The organism is Hydrogenophaga sp. GW823-FHT04C09 (assembly GCF_058796355.1).
In genome coordinates, this window is record NZ_JBXAIO010000001.1 from 247994 (window position 1) to 263723 (window position 15730).

At 68.2% G+C, this 15730-nt stretch carries 12 protein-coding genes; 2 read left to right on the forward strand and 10 right to left on the reverse strand.

The window, feature by feature from the left end; all coding sequences use genetic code 11:
• Positions 1 to 240: 240 nt before the first annotated feature.
• Complete coding sequence (locus AC1Q9M_RS00995) at positions 241 to 942, forward strand: 4'-phosphopantetheinyl transferase family protein (protein WP_382324581.1); 702 nt, start codon at positions 241 to 243, stop codon at positions 940 to 942.
• Between the two features lie 10 nt (positions 943 to 952).
• Here AC1Q9M_RS00995 and AC1Q9M_RS01000 read toward each other — a convergent pair whose 3' ends face one another.
• A complete protein-coding gene (locus AC1Q9M_RS01000) occupies positions 953 to 2110 on the reverse strand; it encodes an acyltransferase family protein (protein ID WP_492431993.1) in 1158 nt (385 codons plus the stop codon).
• A gap of 341 nt (positions 2111 to 2451) precedes the next feature.
• Here AC1Q9M_RS01000 and AC1Q9M_RS01005 point away from each other — a divergent pair, with 341 nt between their 5' ends.
• Entirely contained in the window at positions 2452 to 3873 is a 1422-nt protein-coding gene (locus tag AC1Q9M_RS01005; RefSeq protein WP_492431995.1) for an oligosaccharide flippase family protein, read from the forward strand.
• 22 nt (positions 3874 to 3895) lie between these two features.
• Here AC1Q9M_RS01005 and AC1Q9M_RS01010 read toward each other — a convergent pair whose 3' ends face one another.
• From AC1Q9M_RS01010 to AC1Q9M_RS01050, 9 genes are read right to left on the reverse strand one after another with little or no spacing between them, the layout of a single operon-like run.
• Positions 3896 to 5209 (reverse strand): putative O-glycosylation ligase, exosortase A system-associated, encoded by a 1314-nt coding sequence (locus AC1Q9M_RS01010; protein WP_492431997.1) that lies wholly within the window; start codon positions 5207 to 5209, stop codon positions 3896 to 3898.
• 8 nt (positions 5210 to 5217) lie between these two features.
• A complete protein-coding gene (locus AC1Q9M_RS01015) occupies positions 5218 to 5379 on the reverse strand; it encodes a hypothetical protein (protein WP_382158240.1) in 162 nt (53 codons plus the stop codon).
• Complete coding sequence (locus AC1Q9M_RS01020) at positions 5376 to 6566, reverse strand: glycosyltransferase family 4 protein (RefSeq protein WP_492431999.1); 1191 nt, start codon at positions 6564 to 6566, stop codon at positions 5376 to 5378. The genes AC1Q9M_RS01015 and AC1Q9M_RS01020 overlap by 4 nt, the downstream gene beginning before the upstream one ends.
• On the reverse strand, positions 6551 to 8092 hold the full coding sequence (locus tag AC1Q9M_RS01025; RefSeq protein WP_492432001.1) for a hypothetical protein: 1542 nt from the start codon (positions 8090 to 8092) through the stop codon (positions 6551 to 6553). Before AC1Q9M_RS01025 ends, AC1Q9M_RS01020 begins: the two co-directional genes overlap by 16 nt.
• Positions 8093 to 8095: 3 nt before the next feature.
• A complete protein-coding gene (locus AC1Q9M_RS01030) occupies positions 8096 to 9295 on the reverse strand; it encodes a glycosyltransferase family 4 protein (protein ID WP_444686472.1) in 1200 nt (399 codons plus the stop codon).
• A 13-nt stretch (positions 9296 to 9308) separates the two neighbouring features.
• Positions 9309 to 10430, reverse strand: coding sequence for a glycosyltransferase (locus AC1Q9M_RS01035; RefSeq protein ID WP_492432003.1), 1122 nt, complete (start codon positions 10428 to 10430; stop codon positions 9309 to 9311).
• A complete protein-coding gene (locus tag AC1Q9M_RS01040) occupies positions 10427 to 12538 on the reverse strand; it encodes an NAD-dependent epimerase/dehydratase family protein (RefSeq protein ID WP_492432005.1) in 2112 nt (703 codons plus the stop codon). The genes AC1Q9M_RS01035 and AC1Q9M_RS01040 overlap by 4 nt, the downstream gene beginning before the upstream one ends.
• Before the next feature lie 32 nt (positions 12539 to 12570).
• The gene (locus AC1Q9M_RS01045; RefSeq protein WP_492432007.1) at positions 12571 to 14478 is read right to left on the reverse strand and encodes an XrtA/PEP-CTERM system amidotransferase; all 1908 of its coding nucleotides are present in this window, start codon (positions 14476 to 14478) and stop codon (positions 12571 to 12573) included.
• Position 14479: 1 nt separating this feature from the next.
• Entirely contained in the window at positions 14480 to 15715 is a 1236-nt protein-coding gene (locus AC1Q9M_RS01050; protein ID WP_382326761.1) for a TIGR03087 family PEP-CTERM/XrtA system glycosyltransferase, read from the reverse strand.
• Positions 15716 to 15730: the final 15 nt, after the last annotated feature.

The following is a 15730-nucleotide window of genomic DNA, read 5'->3' on the forward strand; positions in this document are numbered from 1 at the left end:
GCCACCATCGCGCGGCGAGGCGTGAACGTCTCTGCCTTCATGAAAGAATGATGTTACCAAACGTAGCATCGTGACAACGCGAAAGTACCTGCCATTAAGTGCATTTCCGCACACTTGGGGACGGGGCAGCAGTGAGGTAGTACTAGGTTGTCGCACTGCACTGGAAAGTGCTCGTGCACTATAGACGAATCCCTTCTCCTCCCAGCCCGGAAATATGACCATTCAAGCAGCCTTTTCCGCATGACCGCCACGCACCTGACCTCACCCGAAGCCATCGGCATCACCCTCTGGCTCGTCGACCTGAGCCTGCCCTCGTCGGACCCCGGCGATCCCGACCAGGTCGCGCTGCTCAGCGCGACCGAAAGGGCCAAGGCCGGCCGCTTCCATTTCGAGCGCGATGCCCGCCGTTACCGCGCCAGCCACACGGCGCTGCGCCAGCTGCTGGCGCAGGTCACGGGCCAGCCCGCGCGCGTCCTGAGCTTCGTCGAAGGCCCGTTCGGCAAACCGCGCCTGCGGGGCGAGGGGCAGCCCCACTTCAACATGAGCCACAGCGGCGACTGGGCGCTGATCGGGCTTTGCGCCGACGCGCCGATCGGCGTGGACATCGAGGTGCCACGGGAGATGAACGACCTCGAATCGCTGGCGCAGCGCAATTTTTCCCCGGCCGAGTTCCTGGCCCTGTGCGCGGTCGATCCGGACCAGCGCCTGGAGGCCTTCCTGCGCTGCTGGACCCGCAAGGAAGCCTGCCTCAAAGCCCTGGGCAGCGGCCTGTCCATCGAGCCCGGGGTGTTCGAGGCGGGGATCGAGACCGAGCCTCGGTTCACCGCGATCGACGTCCAGGGTCAGGCCTGTGCCATGGCGGTGCACAGCCTGGCACTGCCATTCCCCGGCCAGGCCGCCTGCGCGCGCCTGGCGGACACCGACCGCCACCTGGCGATGTAGCGGACGGCTTTCAGGCGCCCGCGCGGGGCCGGTCGCGGCGCCACCAGGCACCGGCGTTCCACAGGCTCAGCAGGCGCGCGCGGTACCAGTCGCGCCGCAGCTCGCCCACCTGGGCCAGCGCCCAAGTGGCGGCCAGCACCGCCAACAGGAGCACGCCGTACAGGCCCCAGCCGGGCTGCGACAGGCCCAGGGCGCTGGCGAACACCAGCAGGGTGAAATGGATCAGGTAGAAGCTGAAGGTGAAGCCGGCGAGCCGCTGGATCCAGCGCGCCCCGGCCCCCTTGAAGTCCCATTCACAACGCGCGCAGCCGATGACGAAGCCCGCGAAGATCAGGGCCACCACGTAGTCCGACAGCACATGGACCGTGGAACCGGGGTCGAAAGGCACGGGCAGGACCTGGCTGAAACCGGCGTACAGGCGGCGCGATGCCTCGTCGGTCATGCCTCGCAGGCCCGACAGGAAAAACACCAGGTAGGCGGCCACGGCAAGGCCCATGAGCAGCCGAGCGGCGCGCGGCCCCATCCGCAGGCCGGGCAGGCGCCGCTGGAGCCAGACGCCCAGCAGCCAGACCGGCAGCAGCAGCACGATGCGCGGCCCCATCACGGCCAGTACCCCGATCAGGGCGACCCAGCGCAGCGGCCCGCGCAGAAACAGGGCCACGCCGAACAACACGTAGTACCAGACCTCGTAACCGAGCGACCAGTACGGTGCCATGCTGAACGGCTGGATGGCGCCGAACCAGGTCTCGCCCAGAAACAACCAGTGGAACGGCAGGTAGAACCAGAGCCTGGGGTACTGCCAGTCGGGTGTGTACAGGCTGGGGTTGAGCCGCATCCCGACCAGATCGATGGCCAGGGCCAGCAGCACCGCGGGCAGCGCGACGGAGTACACGCGCGAGAGGCGCGCCAGCGCGTACCGCCCTCCGCTGAGCTGGCGATCGCGGGTGGTGTGCGCGATCACCAGGCCGGAGATCACGAAGAAGGCGATCACCGCATCATCGGCCGACCGGTGCCAGGTGAGCGTGAGCGCCGATGGCGCCACCTTGAGGTAGACCGAATGCCCGATGTAGACCGCCAGGGCCGCGAGCACGCGGCACAGGTCCAGCCACACGGAGAGCGCGGGCGTCATCGTCGCGGCAGGGCGCGCGGCATCGCTGGTCGCGGGCATGGGGGAACTCCGTCTGGGGGGGACGCTCAATGTAACAAATAGTTGACAAAGTGGACCCGCAAAAGTGGTGGGATTCCGCATTGCTTCACATCTGGCGAGGAATCGAATGCCCCAAACGCGACGAAACCCGTACACACTGCCGTACCACTGGAAAACCTTCGAAACCAGACGCCGTCGAGTCATGTCGGCTCACTACAATGCCACGCAACACCTGAGCCCCCCGTGAACCGCCCAGAGGCACTCGCCACCGCCGCGCCGCCGCACCCGCGTGCCCCCCTGCCCCAACGAAAATCCGGGAACCTCCGTTGAACATAAGAAAAAAAATCGGCCTGCAGTTTTTGGTGAGCAATGGCGCCACGGTCGCCAACTTCGCCCTGTCGGTCATCCTGGCGCGCCTGCTGACCCCCACGGACATCGGCATCTTCTCGATGAGCGCCATCCTCATCACCTTCGCGCACGTGTTCCGCGACTTCGGTGTGTTCTCCTACATCGTCAAGGAGAAGGAGGTCACGCAGCAGACCATCCGCACCGCGCTGGGCGTGCTGCTGGTGACGTCCTGGACCGTCGCCGCGATCCTGTTCTTCACGTCCGATGTGTGGTCGGTGTTCTTCAAGACACCCGAGGTCGGCGACGTGGTCAAGGTGCTGGCCATCGGCTTCGTCTTCATTCCGTTCGGCTCCATCCCCTACGCCCTGCTCACGCGCAACCTGGAGGTCAAGCGCACCTCCAAGGTCATGGCGATCTCGGTGGTGACCTACTTCATCACCACCATCGCCCTGGCCTACACCGGCCACGGCCACATGACCATGGCCTGGGCCAACCTGGTCAACATCATCGTCACGGGCGCGGCCTACCACTGGTACTCCACCACGCCCATGCCCTGGCTGCCCAGCCTCAAGGGCTGGAAGAAGATCACCCACTTCGGCACCGGCACCATCGTCACCTCCACCGTCGCCGCCCTGGACGCGGCGCTGCCCGACGTGATGCTGGGCAAGATGAGCACGCCCGCGGCCGTGGGCTATTTCAGCAAGGCCGCCTCGGCGGTCTCGCTGCCCTACACGGTGCTCAAGTCGACCATCGACTATTTCGCGCTGCCCTACCTCTCCAAGCTGCACCACGCCAACGAAGACATGGCGGCGGCGATCCAGCAGGCTTCGTCGTACATCTCCGTGGTCATCATCCCCGCCATGGTGTGGATGATGGTGATGGACCGGGAGATCATCCTGTTCCTGTTCGGTCCGCAGTGGGTGGCCAGCATCGACGTGATCCCCTGGCTGTGCCTCACGGGGGCCGCCGGCATCCTCTTTCGCCTGGTCACACCCGCGCTCACCAGCATCGGCAAGCCGTATGCGGCCGCCGTGCCCTCGCTGCTGGTGCTGTTGATCAAGGTGGTGCTGGCCATCATGCTGTTCGACGGCACCCTGGTGAGCTTCGGCATCGCCATGGCCATCGGCCAGATCGTGGGCATTCCGCTCTACGTCATGGTCAACAAGGTCTACTTCGGGCTGGGCGTGCGCCAGTGGCTGCGGGGCAATGTGCCCATCGTGCTGATCTCGCTGATCACCGGGACCTTCAGCTACGCGCTCAAGACCTACGTGCACCCCAACTTCCCGATCTTCTTCAGCCTGCTGTTCAACGGCGTGATGTTCGTCGCCGCCTGGTACGCCTGCATCATGCTGATGAAGCCGCCGATCGAAGCCGAGCTGCGGCGCTTCCAGGACAGCGCGGTGGCCTTGATCTTCAAGAAGGACGCGGCGGGCTGAACGGCCCCCGCGCCCACCGGCCTCAGGCCGGGGCTGGCGGCGGCACCTTGCTGGCCGCCACGGTCTTGCGGACGTGCTGCTTGAGCACCTCCATCAGGATCAGGAAGATGTAGGGCAGCTCGAAGTAGGCGGCGCTGAGCAGCGAGCCCGTCACCACGAAGGCCAGCAGGGCGGCGCCCAGCATGTCGGCCAGGTCGGACGCCCAGCGCAGCGAGGGCCCTCGCGCCTTGGTCAGCTTCAGGATTTCCCGGCGCGTGAGGAAGGCATTGGCCACCAGCGCGACGAACAGCAGGAAGCCGATGAAGCCCATGTCGCCCATCACCTCGAACCAGATGCTGTGCGCGGCCAGGCCCGAGGGGCTGCTTGGCGCGACCTCGATGAAGGGCAGCAAGGTGGGGCCATCCTTGAACGAGTCCCAGAGCGCGGACGACTGCACGGCCCGGAAACCGCCACCGAAGACCGGGTTGGACAGGGCAATGGACGAGCTCACCCGCCAGGCGCCGAAACGGCCCAGCAGGGAATCGTCTTCCTTCGCGGTCTTGATGGTCTCCATGCGCTCGGACCACGAATCGGGCGCCAGCTGCACCACCACCGCCACGCTGATGGCCACGATCACGATGCCGATCATGCGGTTGCGGCTCTTCATGAGGATGAAGAAGACGATCACGCACAGGCCGATCAGGGCGCCGCGCGAGGCCGTGGCCACCACGGCGAAGGCCGTGAGCGGCAGCAGCACGGCAAAGCCGATCTTGGCCAGCTTGCGCGAGGAGATCTGGTAGAGGTAGTACAGCAGCGGCAACACCATCAGCAGCACCATCGCGAAGTGGTTGTTGTCACCGAACTTGGCGATGCCGCGCGCGTTGTGCCCGCCGCCGCTGGCGATGAATTTCAGCCCATCGAGGGCGCCGTGAAAGCTCGTCGCCAGCACCACCATCACCACCATGGCATGGATGCGGTAACGCGAGGTCACGAACACCGGCATCAACAGGCAGAACAGCACGGTCTTGACCAAGTTGCCGAAGAGCTCCCAGTTGCGGTCCAGGCCCGGGTAGGCGAACAGCGCGACAAAGAAGCCGTGCACCGCGAACAGCATCATCAGCACCGTGGTGCGGTTGATCTCGATGCGCTCGAAGCGGTCGCCCCGGCGCATCAGCAGCGAGGCCATGGTGACCAGAGCGAACAGCTGCACGAAGGGCACTGCGCCCATGAAGCCGTGCACGTAGCTGTTCATGGCGATCAGGCCGGCCCAGCCCCACAGCAGGTAGCCGATGAAGGCGTTCGAAAAGCCCAGGGGCACGAAGAGCAGCACGGCCCCGAAGACCAGCAGGTCACGCATGGCGGTTCCTAGTTCCTTTTCTTCGGCGCGGGCGGTGCGTCATCGGTGAGCACCTCGTAGGAGAAGAAGCCCATGTCGGGCGTCTTCGGATCGCGGGCCTTGCGCCGCACCGCCAGCAAGAGCAGCGCGAGCAGCACCAGTTCGGCCAACAGCAGCAAGCCTTCGGTCATGCGAACCTCCTGAAGATGTCGAGTTGCCCCTGGGTGGTGGAGTCCCAGGAAAAGGTTTCGGCGTGCGCGCGCGTGGCCGCGCGCGTGGGCAGGTCGCCCATCAGCCGGCCCCAGGCCTCGGCCAGGGCCGGCCCGTCACGGCGCGCCATCAGCAGGCCGGCGGCGTGCTGGCTGACCACCTCGGGCGTGCCCCAGATGTTGGTGGCGATCACCGGCGTGCCACAGGCCATGGCCTCCAGCAGCACATTGGCCCAGCCTTCGCGGCTGGAACACAGGGCCAGCGCATCGGCCGCGCTGTACCACCACTTGAGTTCGGTCTGCGGCACCACGCCCACCCAGCGCACGCGCTCGCTCACGCCCAGGCGCGCCGCCAGCGCCTTCAAGGCGCCCTGCTCCGGCCCGCCCCCGGCCACCAGCAAGGTCACGCCCGGCATGGCGGGCAGCGCCTCGATCGCGATGTGGTGGCCCTTGCGCTCGATCAGGTGGCCCACCGACAGCAGGTACGGCCCCTGCACATCCAGGCCCAGGCGCTGCCTCGCGGCCTCGCGCGGCTCGGGGGTGAAGCGCTCGAGGTCGACGCCGTTGCGCAAGGTGTTGAGCTTGCCCGAGTCCGCGCCGAGGGCGGCGAGCGAATCCATGAGCGCACGGCACACGCCGATGGAGGCCTGCGCCTGTGCGGCGGTCTGGAGGATGAGCTTGCGGGGAAAGGGGTACTCGGGAATGAGGTTCAGGTCGGTGCCGCGCGCGGTCACGACGAAGGGCTTTTTCAGCCAGCGCGCCAGCAGCCCGGCGGCCACCCCGTCGGGGTAGTAGTAGTGGGCGTCGATCAGGTCGAAATCGAAGCCCTGCTTCTGCAGGCGCCGCACCGTCGCCAGGGCCCCCAGGGCCATGGTGTAGGGCGCGAGGTTCATGCCGACCTTGGGCAGCAGCAGGTAACGTGGGTGGTGCACTTCCAGCCCGTTGCGCTGCTCCAGGCGCGGCGTGGCCGCGAACTGGGCGTATTCACCGAAGCGGGGCGACTTCAGCGGGAACCAGGGCACCGGCGCCACCACCTTGGCCTGGACCTGCCCGGTTTTCAGCAGCTCGCGCAGGCGGGTCTCGACGAAGATGCCGTGGATGGGCCGCACCTCGCTCGGGTACAGGCTGGAGAACAGCAGGATGCGAAGGGGCTTCAGGGATTTTTGCATTCGAACACCATCACACCTTCAAAACTTTTCCGGGACGTCTCGCGCCCCTGCGGGCAGGGCTGGGACTTGTCGCGGTCGTTGTTGTCGCCCACCAGGTAGTAGCCCCGCGCCACCACCTCGTCGGGCAGCGGGCTGTAGCCGATCCACAGGCGTCCATGGGGCGTGTCGATGAAACGCGCCGTGCCCTTCAGGTGCAGGCGCTCCAGCCAGGAGTCGCCCAGCTTCTGGTAGATCCGGCGCCAGGTGTCGGAATCGTCGATCTTCGCCGGGTCCTGGATGGCGAGCAGGCTGCCCCAGCCCGGCCCCTGGAGGTAGCGGGCCGTGGCCCAGTAGCGCACGTTGGACGGCACGTAGATGTCGCGGCGCTCGGTGTTGTGCTGCGCGATGTGCCGGGCGACCTGGTGGAAGTCCATCTTGCGCGGGGCCTGCAGCCGCTCCCAGCCGGCGCCATAGGCCGCCACGAAAACCAGCAAGGCCACCACCAGCGCCGCGCCCCACACCCGCAGGCGCGCGTCCGGCCGCAGGCGCTCGTGCAGGTGCACGGCCAGCGCCACGGCGAGGAAAGGCGCGGTGTAGGCCAGCGTGCGGTCCAGCCAGATGGGCCGCAGCACCAGCGAGATGACCCCCACCACCAGCACCGGCAGCACCACGAACGAGACCACGCAGGCCCTCACGTAGGCCGAGCCGAACACCAGCAGGTAGAACACCAGCGCCAGCACCAGGGCGGCGGCCACCGCGTACTGCGTGGTCGTGGCCCCGGGGAAGTAACCCAGCAGCCAGCCGCCGAGGGTCTGCGCCACGCTGTCGAAACTCGGCATGCGGGTGTGCGACACCGAACGGAAGCTGGCGTTCGCCAGCCAGGGCAGCAGCAACACACCCGAAATCCCGATGAACCCCAGCAGGGGCTTGAGGCGGCGGCGCTCGCCGGCCACCCAGCAGCGGATCAGCGTGTAACACAGCACCGACCCCACCGCGATGAACGCGATGCTGTGCAGCATGGACAGCGAGAGCACCAGCAGGCACATGGCCCACCAGTGGCCGCGCCGGCCGTGCAGCAGCCATTGGTCGACGCAGTACCAGAGCAGCAGCACGTTGCAGCCCAGCATGGCGTACATGCGCAGGTCGGAGGCGTAGTAGATCTCGCTGCCCAGCAGCGCCGTGAAGGCCGCGGCCAGCAGCGCGGCGCGGCGGCCGGCCCGCGCGGCCACGCCCAGGTACACCACCACGATGGAACCCAGGCTCCAGAACACCGAGTTCAGGAGCAGGCAGGTGTCCTGTTTCGAGAACACGCCCCAGGCGTTGAGCTGCAGGTAGTACAGCGGCGGATGGATGTCGAAGCGCATCACCGCGACCACCACGTCCAGCGGATTCAGGTTGACGTAGCTCGCGCCGAAGATCTCGTCGTACCAGAGGCCCCCATCGGCCCGGATCGCCATGAAGCGCAAGCCGAACGCGACCAGCAGCACCAGCAACAGGCCGCCCAGGGCCGCCTTGCTCGAAAGAGAGTCGGTGCTTCGCGTCGTCATGGGTCACCTCGTCGGGGAAGCCTGGGCCAGGGAGGTCGACAGCGCCACCACCCGCCGGGCGTTGCCCGTCCAGGTGAGGCTGAGCCGGTCGATGGTGTCGTGCGCCGCGACGGCCAGCCGCTCGCGCAGGCTGTCGTCGGTGCAGAGGCGCGTCAGCGCGTCCTGCATGCCCGTGGGCACGGCCTCGTCGAACAGCAGGGCGTTGTCCTCGTGGGTCAGCACCTCCAGCAGGTTGGGGGTGGCGGGCGCCACGACGGCCTTGCCCAGCACCAGGTATTCCATCAGTTTCAGGGGCGAGGCATAGGGCGTCACGGCGGGCTGCAGGGCGACGTCGAAGGCGGCCACGTGCGCGGGCACCCGGTCGCGGTGGATCACGCCGGTGAAGGTCACGCGGTCGGCCAGGCCCAGGCGCCGGGCCTGCTGCTCGAGCGCTTCGCGCACCGGGCCGTCGCCCACCACCAGCAGGTGGGTGTGGGACGGCGCCTGCGGGGACGCCATCCAGTCGACGATGCGGTCCACGCCGTGCCAGTCGCGCACGAAGCCGGTGAAGCCCAGCACCAGGCGGCCCTGCAGGCCGAGGTGGGCCTTGGCGGTCTCCTGGGTCGGGGCCTGGGCGAAGTGCGCGCGGTTGATGCCGTTGGGGATGACCTGGATGCGCGAGTCGGGCACGCCGCGGGCGCGCACGTGGTCGGCCAGCACATTGGTCACGGGCAGCACGCAGTCCGCGCCGCGCCAGGCCACGCCCTCGGCCCAGCGGGCCAGCGCCTGCAGGGCCAGGCCGCCACTGTGCTGCGAGCGTTCGAACACCAGCGGCGCGTTCACCTCCAGCAGCAGGGGAATGCCGAGCCGCTTCTTGGCCATCAGGCCGCTGAGCAGGAAGAGGTTGTAGCGTTCGTAGATGACGTCGGGCCGGAAGTCTTTCGCGGCCTTCATCAGCTTGCGGTAGGCCAGCACGCTGTAGGCCAGCTCCATGAGTTCGTACAAGGCCTTGGGCATCAGGGCCTTGAGGCGGTGCACCCAGCCCATGTCGCTGCCCATCTGGCCATTGCCGCCCTGCCCTGGCGCGCTGCCTTCGGGCTCGTCGCCACCCGGACTGACCACGCGCACCTCATGCCCCTCGCTGCGCAAGGCCTCGATCATCTCTTCGATGTGCACGGCCTGGCCGTCTTTCGATGCCGTGCGGTGGTGGTACAGGATTTTCATGGGTCGAGCGGCCTCAGGCCGCCACAGAGGATCGGTGAAGTTGGCCATCGAACACCCGCTTCCATTGGGCGGTCATGAGGGCCTTGGCGTACGAGGCCTGCACCTTCTCGCGGCCGGCCCGGGCCCACGCCGGCCACAGGGGCTGCTGGTCCAGGGCGCGCGCGAGGGTGGCGGCGAACGGGCCGTCCTGCGGCTCGCAGAGGTTGTCGGGCGACACGTCCGAGAGGATGTCGCCCACGTCGCCCACGCGCGTGGCCACCACCGGCATGCCCACCGCCATGGCTTCGAGCAGCGCGATCGGCAGTTGCTCGGTGTCCGACGACAGCGCGAACAGATCGAAGTCCGTCAGGCGCGCGGACGGGTCCTTGAGGTAGCCGGTGAATTCCACGTCGGCGGCGACGCCGAGCTGCTGCGCCAGCGCTTCCAGCTCGCCGCGCTGCGCGCCGTCGCCGACCACGATGAGGCGGGCGGAACGCCGGGCCCGCACGTTGGCGAAAGCGCGGATGAGGCGGGCGATGTTTTTCTCCGGCCGAAGCCCGGCCACCGTGCCGATGCGCACCGGTCGGCCTTCTTCCACCGACACCGCGCGCGCCGCCGCGGGAATGTCCACGCCGTTGGGGATGAAGGTGACCCGGCGCGCCGGCAGCTTCCACACACCCGTGGCCAAACGCTCCAGGTTGCGCGAGGCCACCACCACCGAGACGCGGTTCCAGCCCAGCAGCACGCGCCGCATCCAGACGCGGCGCGGCAGTTGCCGGGCGGCCTCTTCGGGGCCGAAGCCGTCTTCCACGTGCACGTGCGGCACCACGCGCGGCAGGTTGGCCGCCGCCCATTCGATGGCGCCCCAGTTGTAGGACAGCAGCAGGTCGGGTTTCAGGCGCTGGAGCAAGGCGCGAAAGGCGCCCCGGTTGGCCAGCGCCCCGCCCTTGACCACCTCGAGCCGCATCGGCTCCCAGTTCACCGCCGGGGCGAGCCGCTCACCGGCGTCGAAACAGTTGTCCATCGCCACGATGAGGTGGCGGTAGCCCGGCCCGAGGGCATTGGCCAGTTGCACGAAGCGCGCCTGCGGCCCGCCCAGCTTGAAGGTCGAGAAGGCGTGCAGCAGCACGCGCGGGGGGCGTGCGCCCTCGCTCATGCAGAACCTTCTCCGGCGTGCACGGCCATGGCCTGGCGGTGGAAGGTCGCGGCATCGCCCACCGGTTGCCAGCCCAGGTCCTGTTTGGCGTTGCTGCAGTCGATTTTGGCCAGCAGGCCGCGCGACATCAGATCGCGCTTGAACGGTCGGGCCACGGCGCGGCCGGTCACGCGCTTGATCAGCCACTTGCCCATCTCCACCAGCCACAGGCCGGTGGGGGACGACGGCACGAACTTCAGCGGACGGCCGATGGTGCGCGAGAGGTCGGCCAGGTATTCGCGCGCGCTCGGGCGCACATCGCCCACCAGGTTGTAGGCACGGCCCGGCGCGGCGGGCGCCGTGACGGCGGCCACGATGGCCGAGGCGCAGTCGCCCACCAGCACCCAGGGCAAGGCGTTCTGGCCACCGTTCCAGCCGACGCAGTACTGGTCGTTATTGAAGAAGCCCAGGCCGCTGTGGAAGGGCGAGGTGCCCGAACCCACCACGAGGCCGGGGCGCATCAGCACGATGGGGAAGCCGGTCTTCTGATGGATGTCCATCAAGGCCTGGTCGGCCAGGGCCTTGGCGCGGGCGTAGTCGGCGCGCGTCTCGGGGCGGGGGTCCGGTGGCGTGGCGCCGGTGATGGTCTCACCCGCATCGCCCAGGAACAGGCTGGCGATGGAGCCCACGTGCACCATGCGCTGCACACCGGCCGCGCGGCACACCTCGGCCACCATCACGGCGGAGTCCACCATCGCGGCGCGGATGGCCTCGAAGTTCGCGCCACCGCCGCCGTGCGCGAGGTTGATCACGTAGGGGGCGCCGGCGATCGCGCGCTCCAGGTCGGCCTTGTTCTTCACGTCGCCGCGCACGATCTCCACGCCAGGCCGACTGAAGACCGGCTGCAGGTTGTTCACGCCGCGCGCCATCACGCGCACGCGGTGGCCCTGGCCCAGCAGGGCCGCCACGGTGTGCGAGCCGATGAAACCGGTGCCGCCCAGCACCACGACCAGGTCACCCGTGGGCGCGGGCTCGGCCACCGGCGTGGCGCGCGCGGGCAAGGGCTTGAAGGCCGCGGCCATCTGCTCGCAGACCGAGACCAGCTGGGCGCCGAAGTCGAGGTCGATGCGGGGTTTGCCCTGGCTCTGCAGCTCCTGGTAGAAGGCCTGCAGGCTGCCCTTCATGCCCAGGTAGAAGGCGTCGGAGCGCGGCTTGAGCTTGGCCGTGGCCATGACGTAGTCGCGCAGCACCGAGAAGCCTTGCGACTTCACCTGTTTGCCGGTAGCGCGCGCGGAGAGCCAGGCATCCACCGGCTCCATGTAGGCGGTGCGCTCCAGGGTGTGGAACTGGTTGGCGAACATGTCGGCCACCGCCACGCCGTCGTCGCAGACCACGGTCATGCGGCACACCGTGAACTCGGCGCCCACATGGAAGCGCATGTGGGCGGGCATGCGCTCGCAGCGCAGCGACACCTGGCAGGCGTTGTGAAGACCGACGCCGGGCGAGATTTCCACCGGGTCCTCGGCCAGCACCGAGAGCTCGCGCACCGAACCGGCGAGGTCGAGCACCTGCGACAGCGGGTGCACCGCCTGCTCCAGCAGGATGTTGAGCGGCTTGCGGAACATCCAGTGGCCGAACTGGCGCGCGGCCAGCTGGCGCAGCGGCACTTCGTACACGTAGTCGAGGTAACGCGGCTTGCCCAGGCGGCCCGACGCGATGGCTTCCTTGAGCTGCACGTAGGCGGGGTTGAACACCAGGTTCTGGTTCACGCCGATCACGGCGCCGGACTGACCTGCGGCTTCGCGCAGCTGCTCGCACTCGGCGGTGCTCACGCCCACCGGCTTTTCCAGCAGCACGGTCTTGCCTGCGGCCACGAAGGGCATGGCGGAAGACAGGTGGAAGTCCGGTGGCGTCAACACGTGCACGGTGTCGGCGTCCGAGGCGGCGGCTTCCTCGATCGAGTTGAACACGCGGCCCGCGCCGAATTCCTTGGCCAGGCCCTGGGCGGTGGCGGCGTTCACGTCGAACACGCCATACAGCTCCACACCCGGGATCTCGCGCAGCGCGGCCGCGTGGGTCTTGGCGATATTGCCGGCGCCGACCAGCAGCACCTTCTTCTTGTTGCTCACAAACATCCTCCTGGAAATGAATTCTTGGCCCGTCAGACGGGCGCGCTCTTCTCGTTCTGCCGCAGGAACGCATCGAACATGATCAGCATCCACAAGGGCGTGGAATGGTCGGACTGGCCGCTCAGGTGTTCTTTCACCATGCGCTCGAGCACGGTGGCATTGAAGTAGCCCGAGTCCAGCATGCGCGGGCTCAGCACCGATTCGCGCATGCGCTGCGCCAGCGGCCCGCGCAGCCACTTCGCCAGGGGCACCGAGAAGCCCATCTTGGGCCGGTACAGCACGTCGTGCGGCAGCAGCGGCTCGAAAGCCTTCTTGAACACCGCCTTGCCCTCCCCGCCCTGGATCTTCAGATCGCTGGGCAGCGTGGCCAGCCACTCGATGAGCTGGTGGTCCATCAGGGGTTCGCGCACCTCCAGCGAGTGCGCCATGGCGGCGCGGTCCACCTTGGTGTTGATGTCACCGACCAGCCAGGTCTTGTAGTCCAGGTACTGGATCAGCGCGAGCGGGTCGTCGGTCTGCGCGCGCTGGGCGTGCTCGCGGAACACCTCGATGGCGTTGTAGCCGCCCAGCTCGCGCTGGAACGCGGGCGAGAACAGGCGCGCGCGCTGGTCGGCGCGCAGGTGCGACATGCTGTGGTGGTAGGCCTGCACGCTGTCCATGGCCATGGCCTGGAAGGTGGTCTTGGCGCGGAACATGCGCGGCGCCCAGTCGGCCTTGGGGTAGAGCCGGCCCAGCGTGCCGAACACCGACTGGCGCAGGCCGTGCGGCAGTCGGTTGCGCACGCGCTCCTCGCCCAGGTGCATGCGGTAGCGCCGGTAGCCGCCCAGGCTTTCGTCGCCACCATCTCCCGAGAGCGCCACGGTGACGTGCTTGCGCGCCATCTCGCAGACGCGGTAGGTCGGGATGGCGGAGCTGTCGGCGTAGGGTTCGTCGTACAGCCAGGCCAGGGTGTCGATCAGGTCGAAGTCGTCGCTCTTGACGATCTCCAGCCGGTGGTCGGTCTTGTAGCGGTCGGCGACCTGCTGGGCGAACTCGGACTCGTTGAAGCGCGGGTCGTCGAAACCGATCGCGCAGGTCTGCACCGGTGTGTCGGACAGGCCGGCCATGGTCGCGACCACGGCGCTGGAATCGACCCCACCCGAGAGGAAGGCACCCAGCGGCACGTCGGCGATCAGGCGCAGCTTGACGGACTCGCGCACGCGGTCGCGCAGCTCGACCTCGGCATCGGCCTGCTCGATCGGGTTGTCGTTGGTGAACTGCACGTCCCAGTACGGCACGGGCGCGGGCTGGTCGGCTTCGCCCCGGCGCAGCAGCAGCGTGTGCGCCGCCGGCAGCTTGTGGGCGTTGCGGTAGATGCAGCGCGGGTCGGGCACGTAGCCGAACGAGAAATAGTCTTCCACCGCCTTCGGATCGATCTCGCGCACGAAGCCCGGGTGGGCCGTGATCACCTTGAGTTCGGAGCCGAAGATGAAGCTGCCGTCGGGCAACCAGGCGTAATGCATGGGCTTGACGCCCATGCGGTCGCGCGCGAGGAACAAGGACTGCTGCGCGCGGTCCCAGATGGCGAAGGCGAACATGCCACGCAGGCGGTGCACGCAGGCCGTGCCCCAGGCCGACCAGGCGTGCACGATCACCTCGGTGTCGCTGCGCGTGCGGAACACGTAGCCCAGGGCCTTGAGCTCGGGCACGAGTTCCTGGAAGTTGTAGATCTCGCCGTTGAAGACGATGCCCACGCTGGCGTCGACGTTGAACTGCGGCTGCTGGCCCGTGGCCAGGTCGATCACCGACAGGCGCCGGTGGCCCAGCGCCAGGCCAGGTTCGAGGTGCAGGTCGTCTTCGTCCGGCCCCCGGTGGGCCTGGATGTCGTTGATGCGGGACACCAGCGCGCGGTCGTAGCTGCGCAGACCCTGGGTGTCGAACAGGCCGGAAATGCCGCACATGTCAGTGGGCCTCCTGAACGGTGGCGTTGAGTTGGTGGGGGTCGTCCAGGCAGGCGTCGATGCCGCTCAGGTGGGCCTGCCAGCTGAAACCCTGCAGCACGAAGCGGCGGGCCTCGCGGCCGAGCGCGGCGGCCTGGGCTGGCGGCGCATCGAGCAGTTGCTGCAGCGCCTGCAGGAAACCGTCGGCATCCTCGGCTCGCAGCAGCCCCTGCGCGCTGCTCGCGCCGATGGCTTCGGCGCAGGAAGGCACGGTGATCACCGCCTGCTCCATGGCCATGGCTTCGAGGATCTTGTTCTGGATGCCGCGCGCCACGCGCAGCGGCGCCACGACCGCGGCGGCGTGCTGCAGGTAGGGCCGCACATCGGGCACGGTGCCGGTGACCACCACGTGCTGGCCGGCCAGGGCCTGCACCTGCGGCGAGGGGCTGCGGCCCACGATGTAGAAGCGCGCCCGCGGCCAGTGCGCGCGCAGGCGCGGCAGCATGTCCGAGACGAACCAGCTCACGCCGTCGATGTTGGGCCAGTAGTCCATGGCACCGGTGAACACGATCGCCTGCTCGTTCGCCGCGAACGGGTTGGCGCGCGCGGGATCGGGGGTGAAGAAATCGGCGTCCACGCCGTTGCTGAGGGATTGCACATGGCCTTGGGCCTCGGGCGCGTGCGAGAGAAACAGCGCGGTCTCGTTCGGCGTGACGAAGAAGGAGCGGCGCGCCTGCGAGGCCACCTCGCGTTCGTAGGCCAGCAGGCGTTCGCCTTCGCGCCGGTACACGGCCGACATCGGCCAGCGGTGCGCGGGAGCGTATTGCGTCCACTTGGCCGAATCCACATCGACAAAATCGACCAGCATGGGCACGGCCGGCGCCAGCGGCTGCGCGTACTGCGCCATGGCGCCCGAGAACACCACGCTGGCCTGCAGCTCATGGGCCTGGGCCACCTGCTCGACCCAGCGCCGCATGCCGGCGTTGCGGTAGTAGGCCAGCGTCAGCGCCTCGCCGCGCAGCAGGCCGGTGGCGCTCATCAGCTTGGCCCGGCGCGGCGCGATGCGCTCGACGTGCAGGTCCGGACACAGGGCCTTCAGCGTGGGCAGGTGCTGCTCGTCGTCAGGGTCGTCGATGAAGGTGCCCAGGAACACGCGGTGTTTCTGCAGCAGGTGGCGCAACAGGTGGTACGAGCGCACCTTGTCGCCCTTGTTGGGCGGATACGGAAGGCGGTGAACGAGGTACAGCAGGTTGGCCATGGTGCGTCAAGGTGG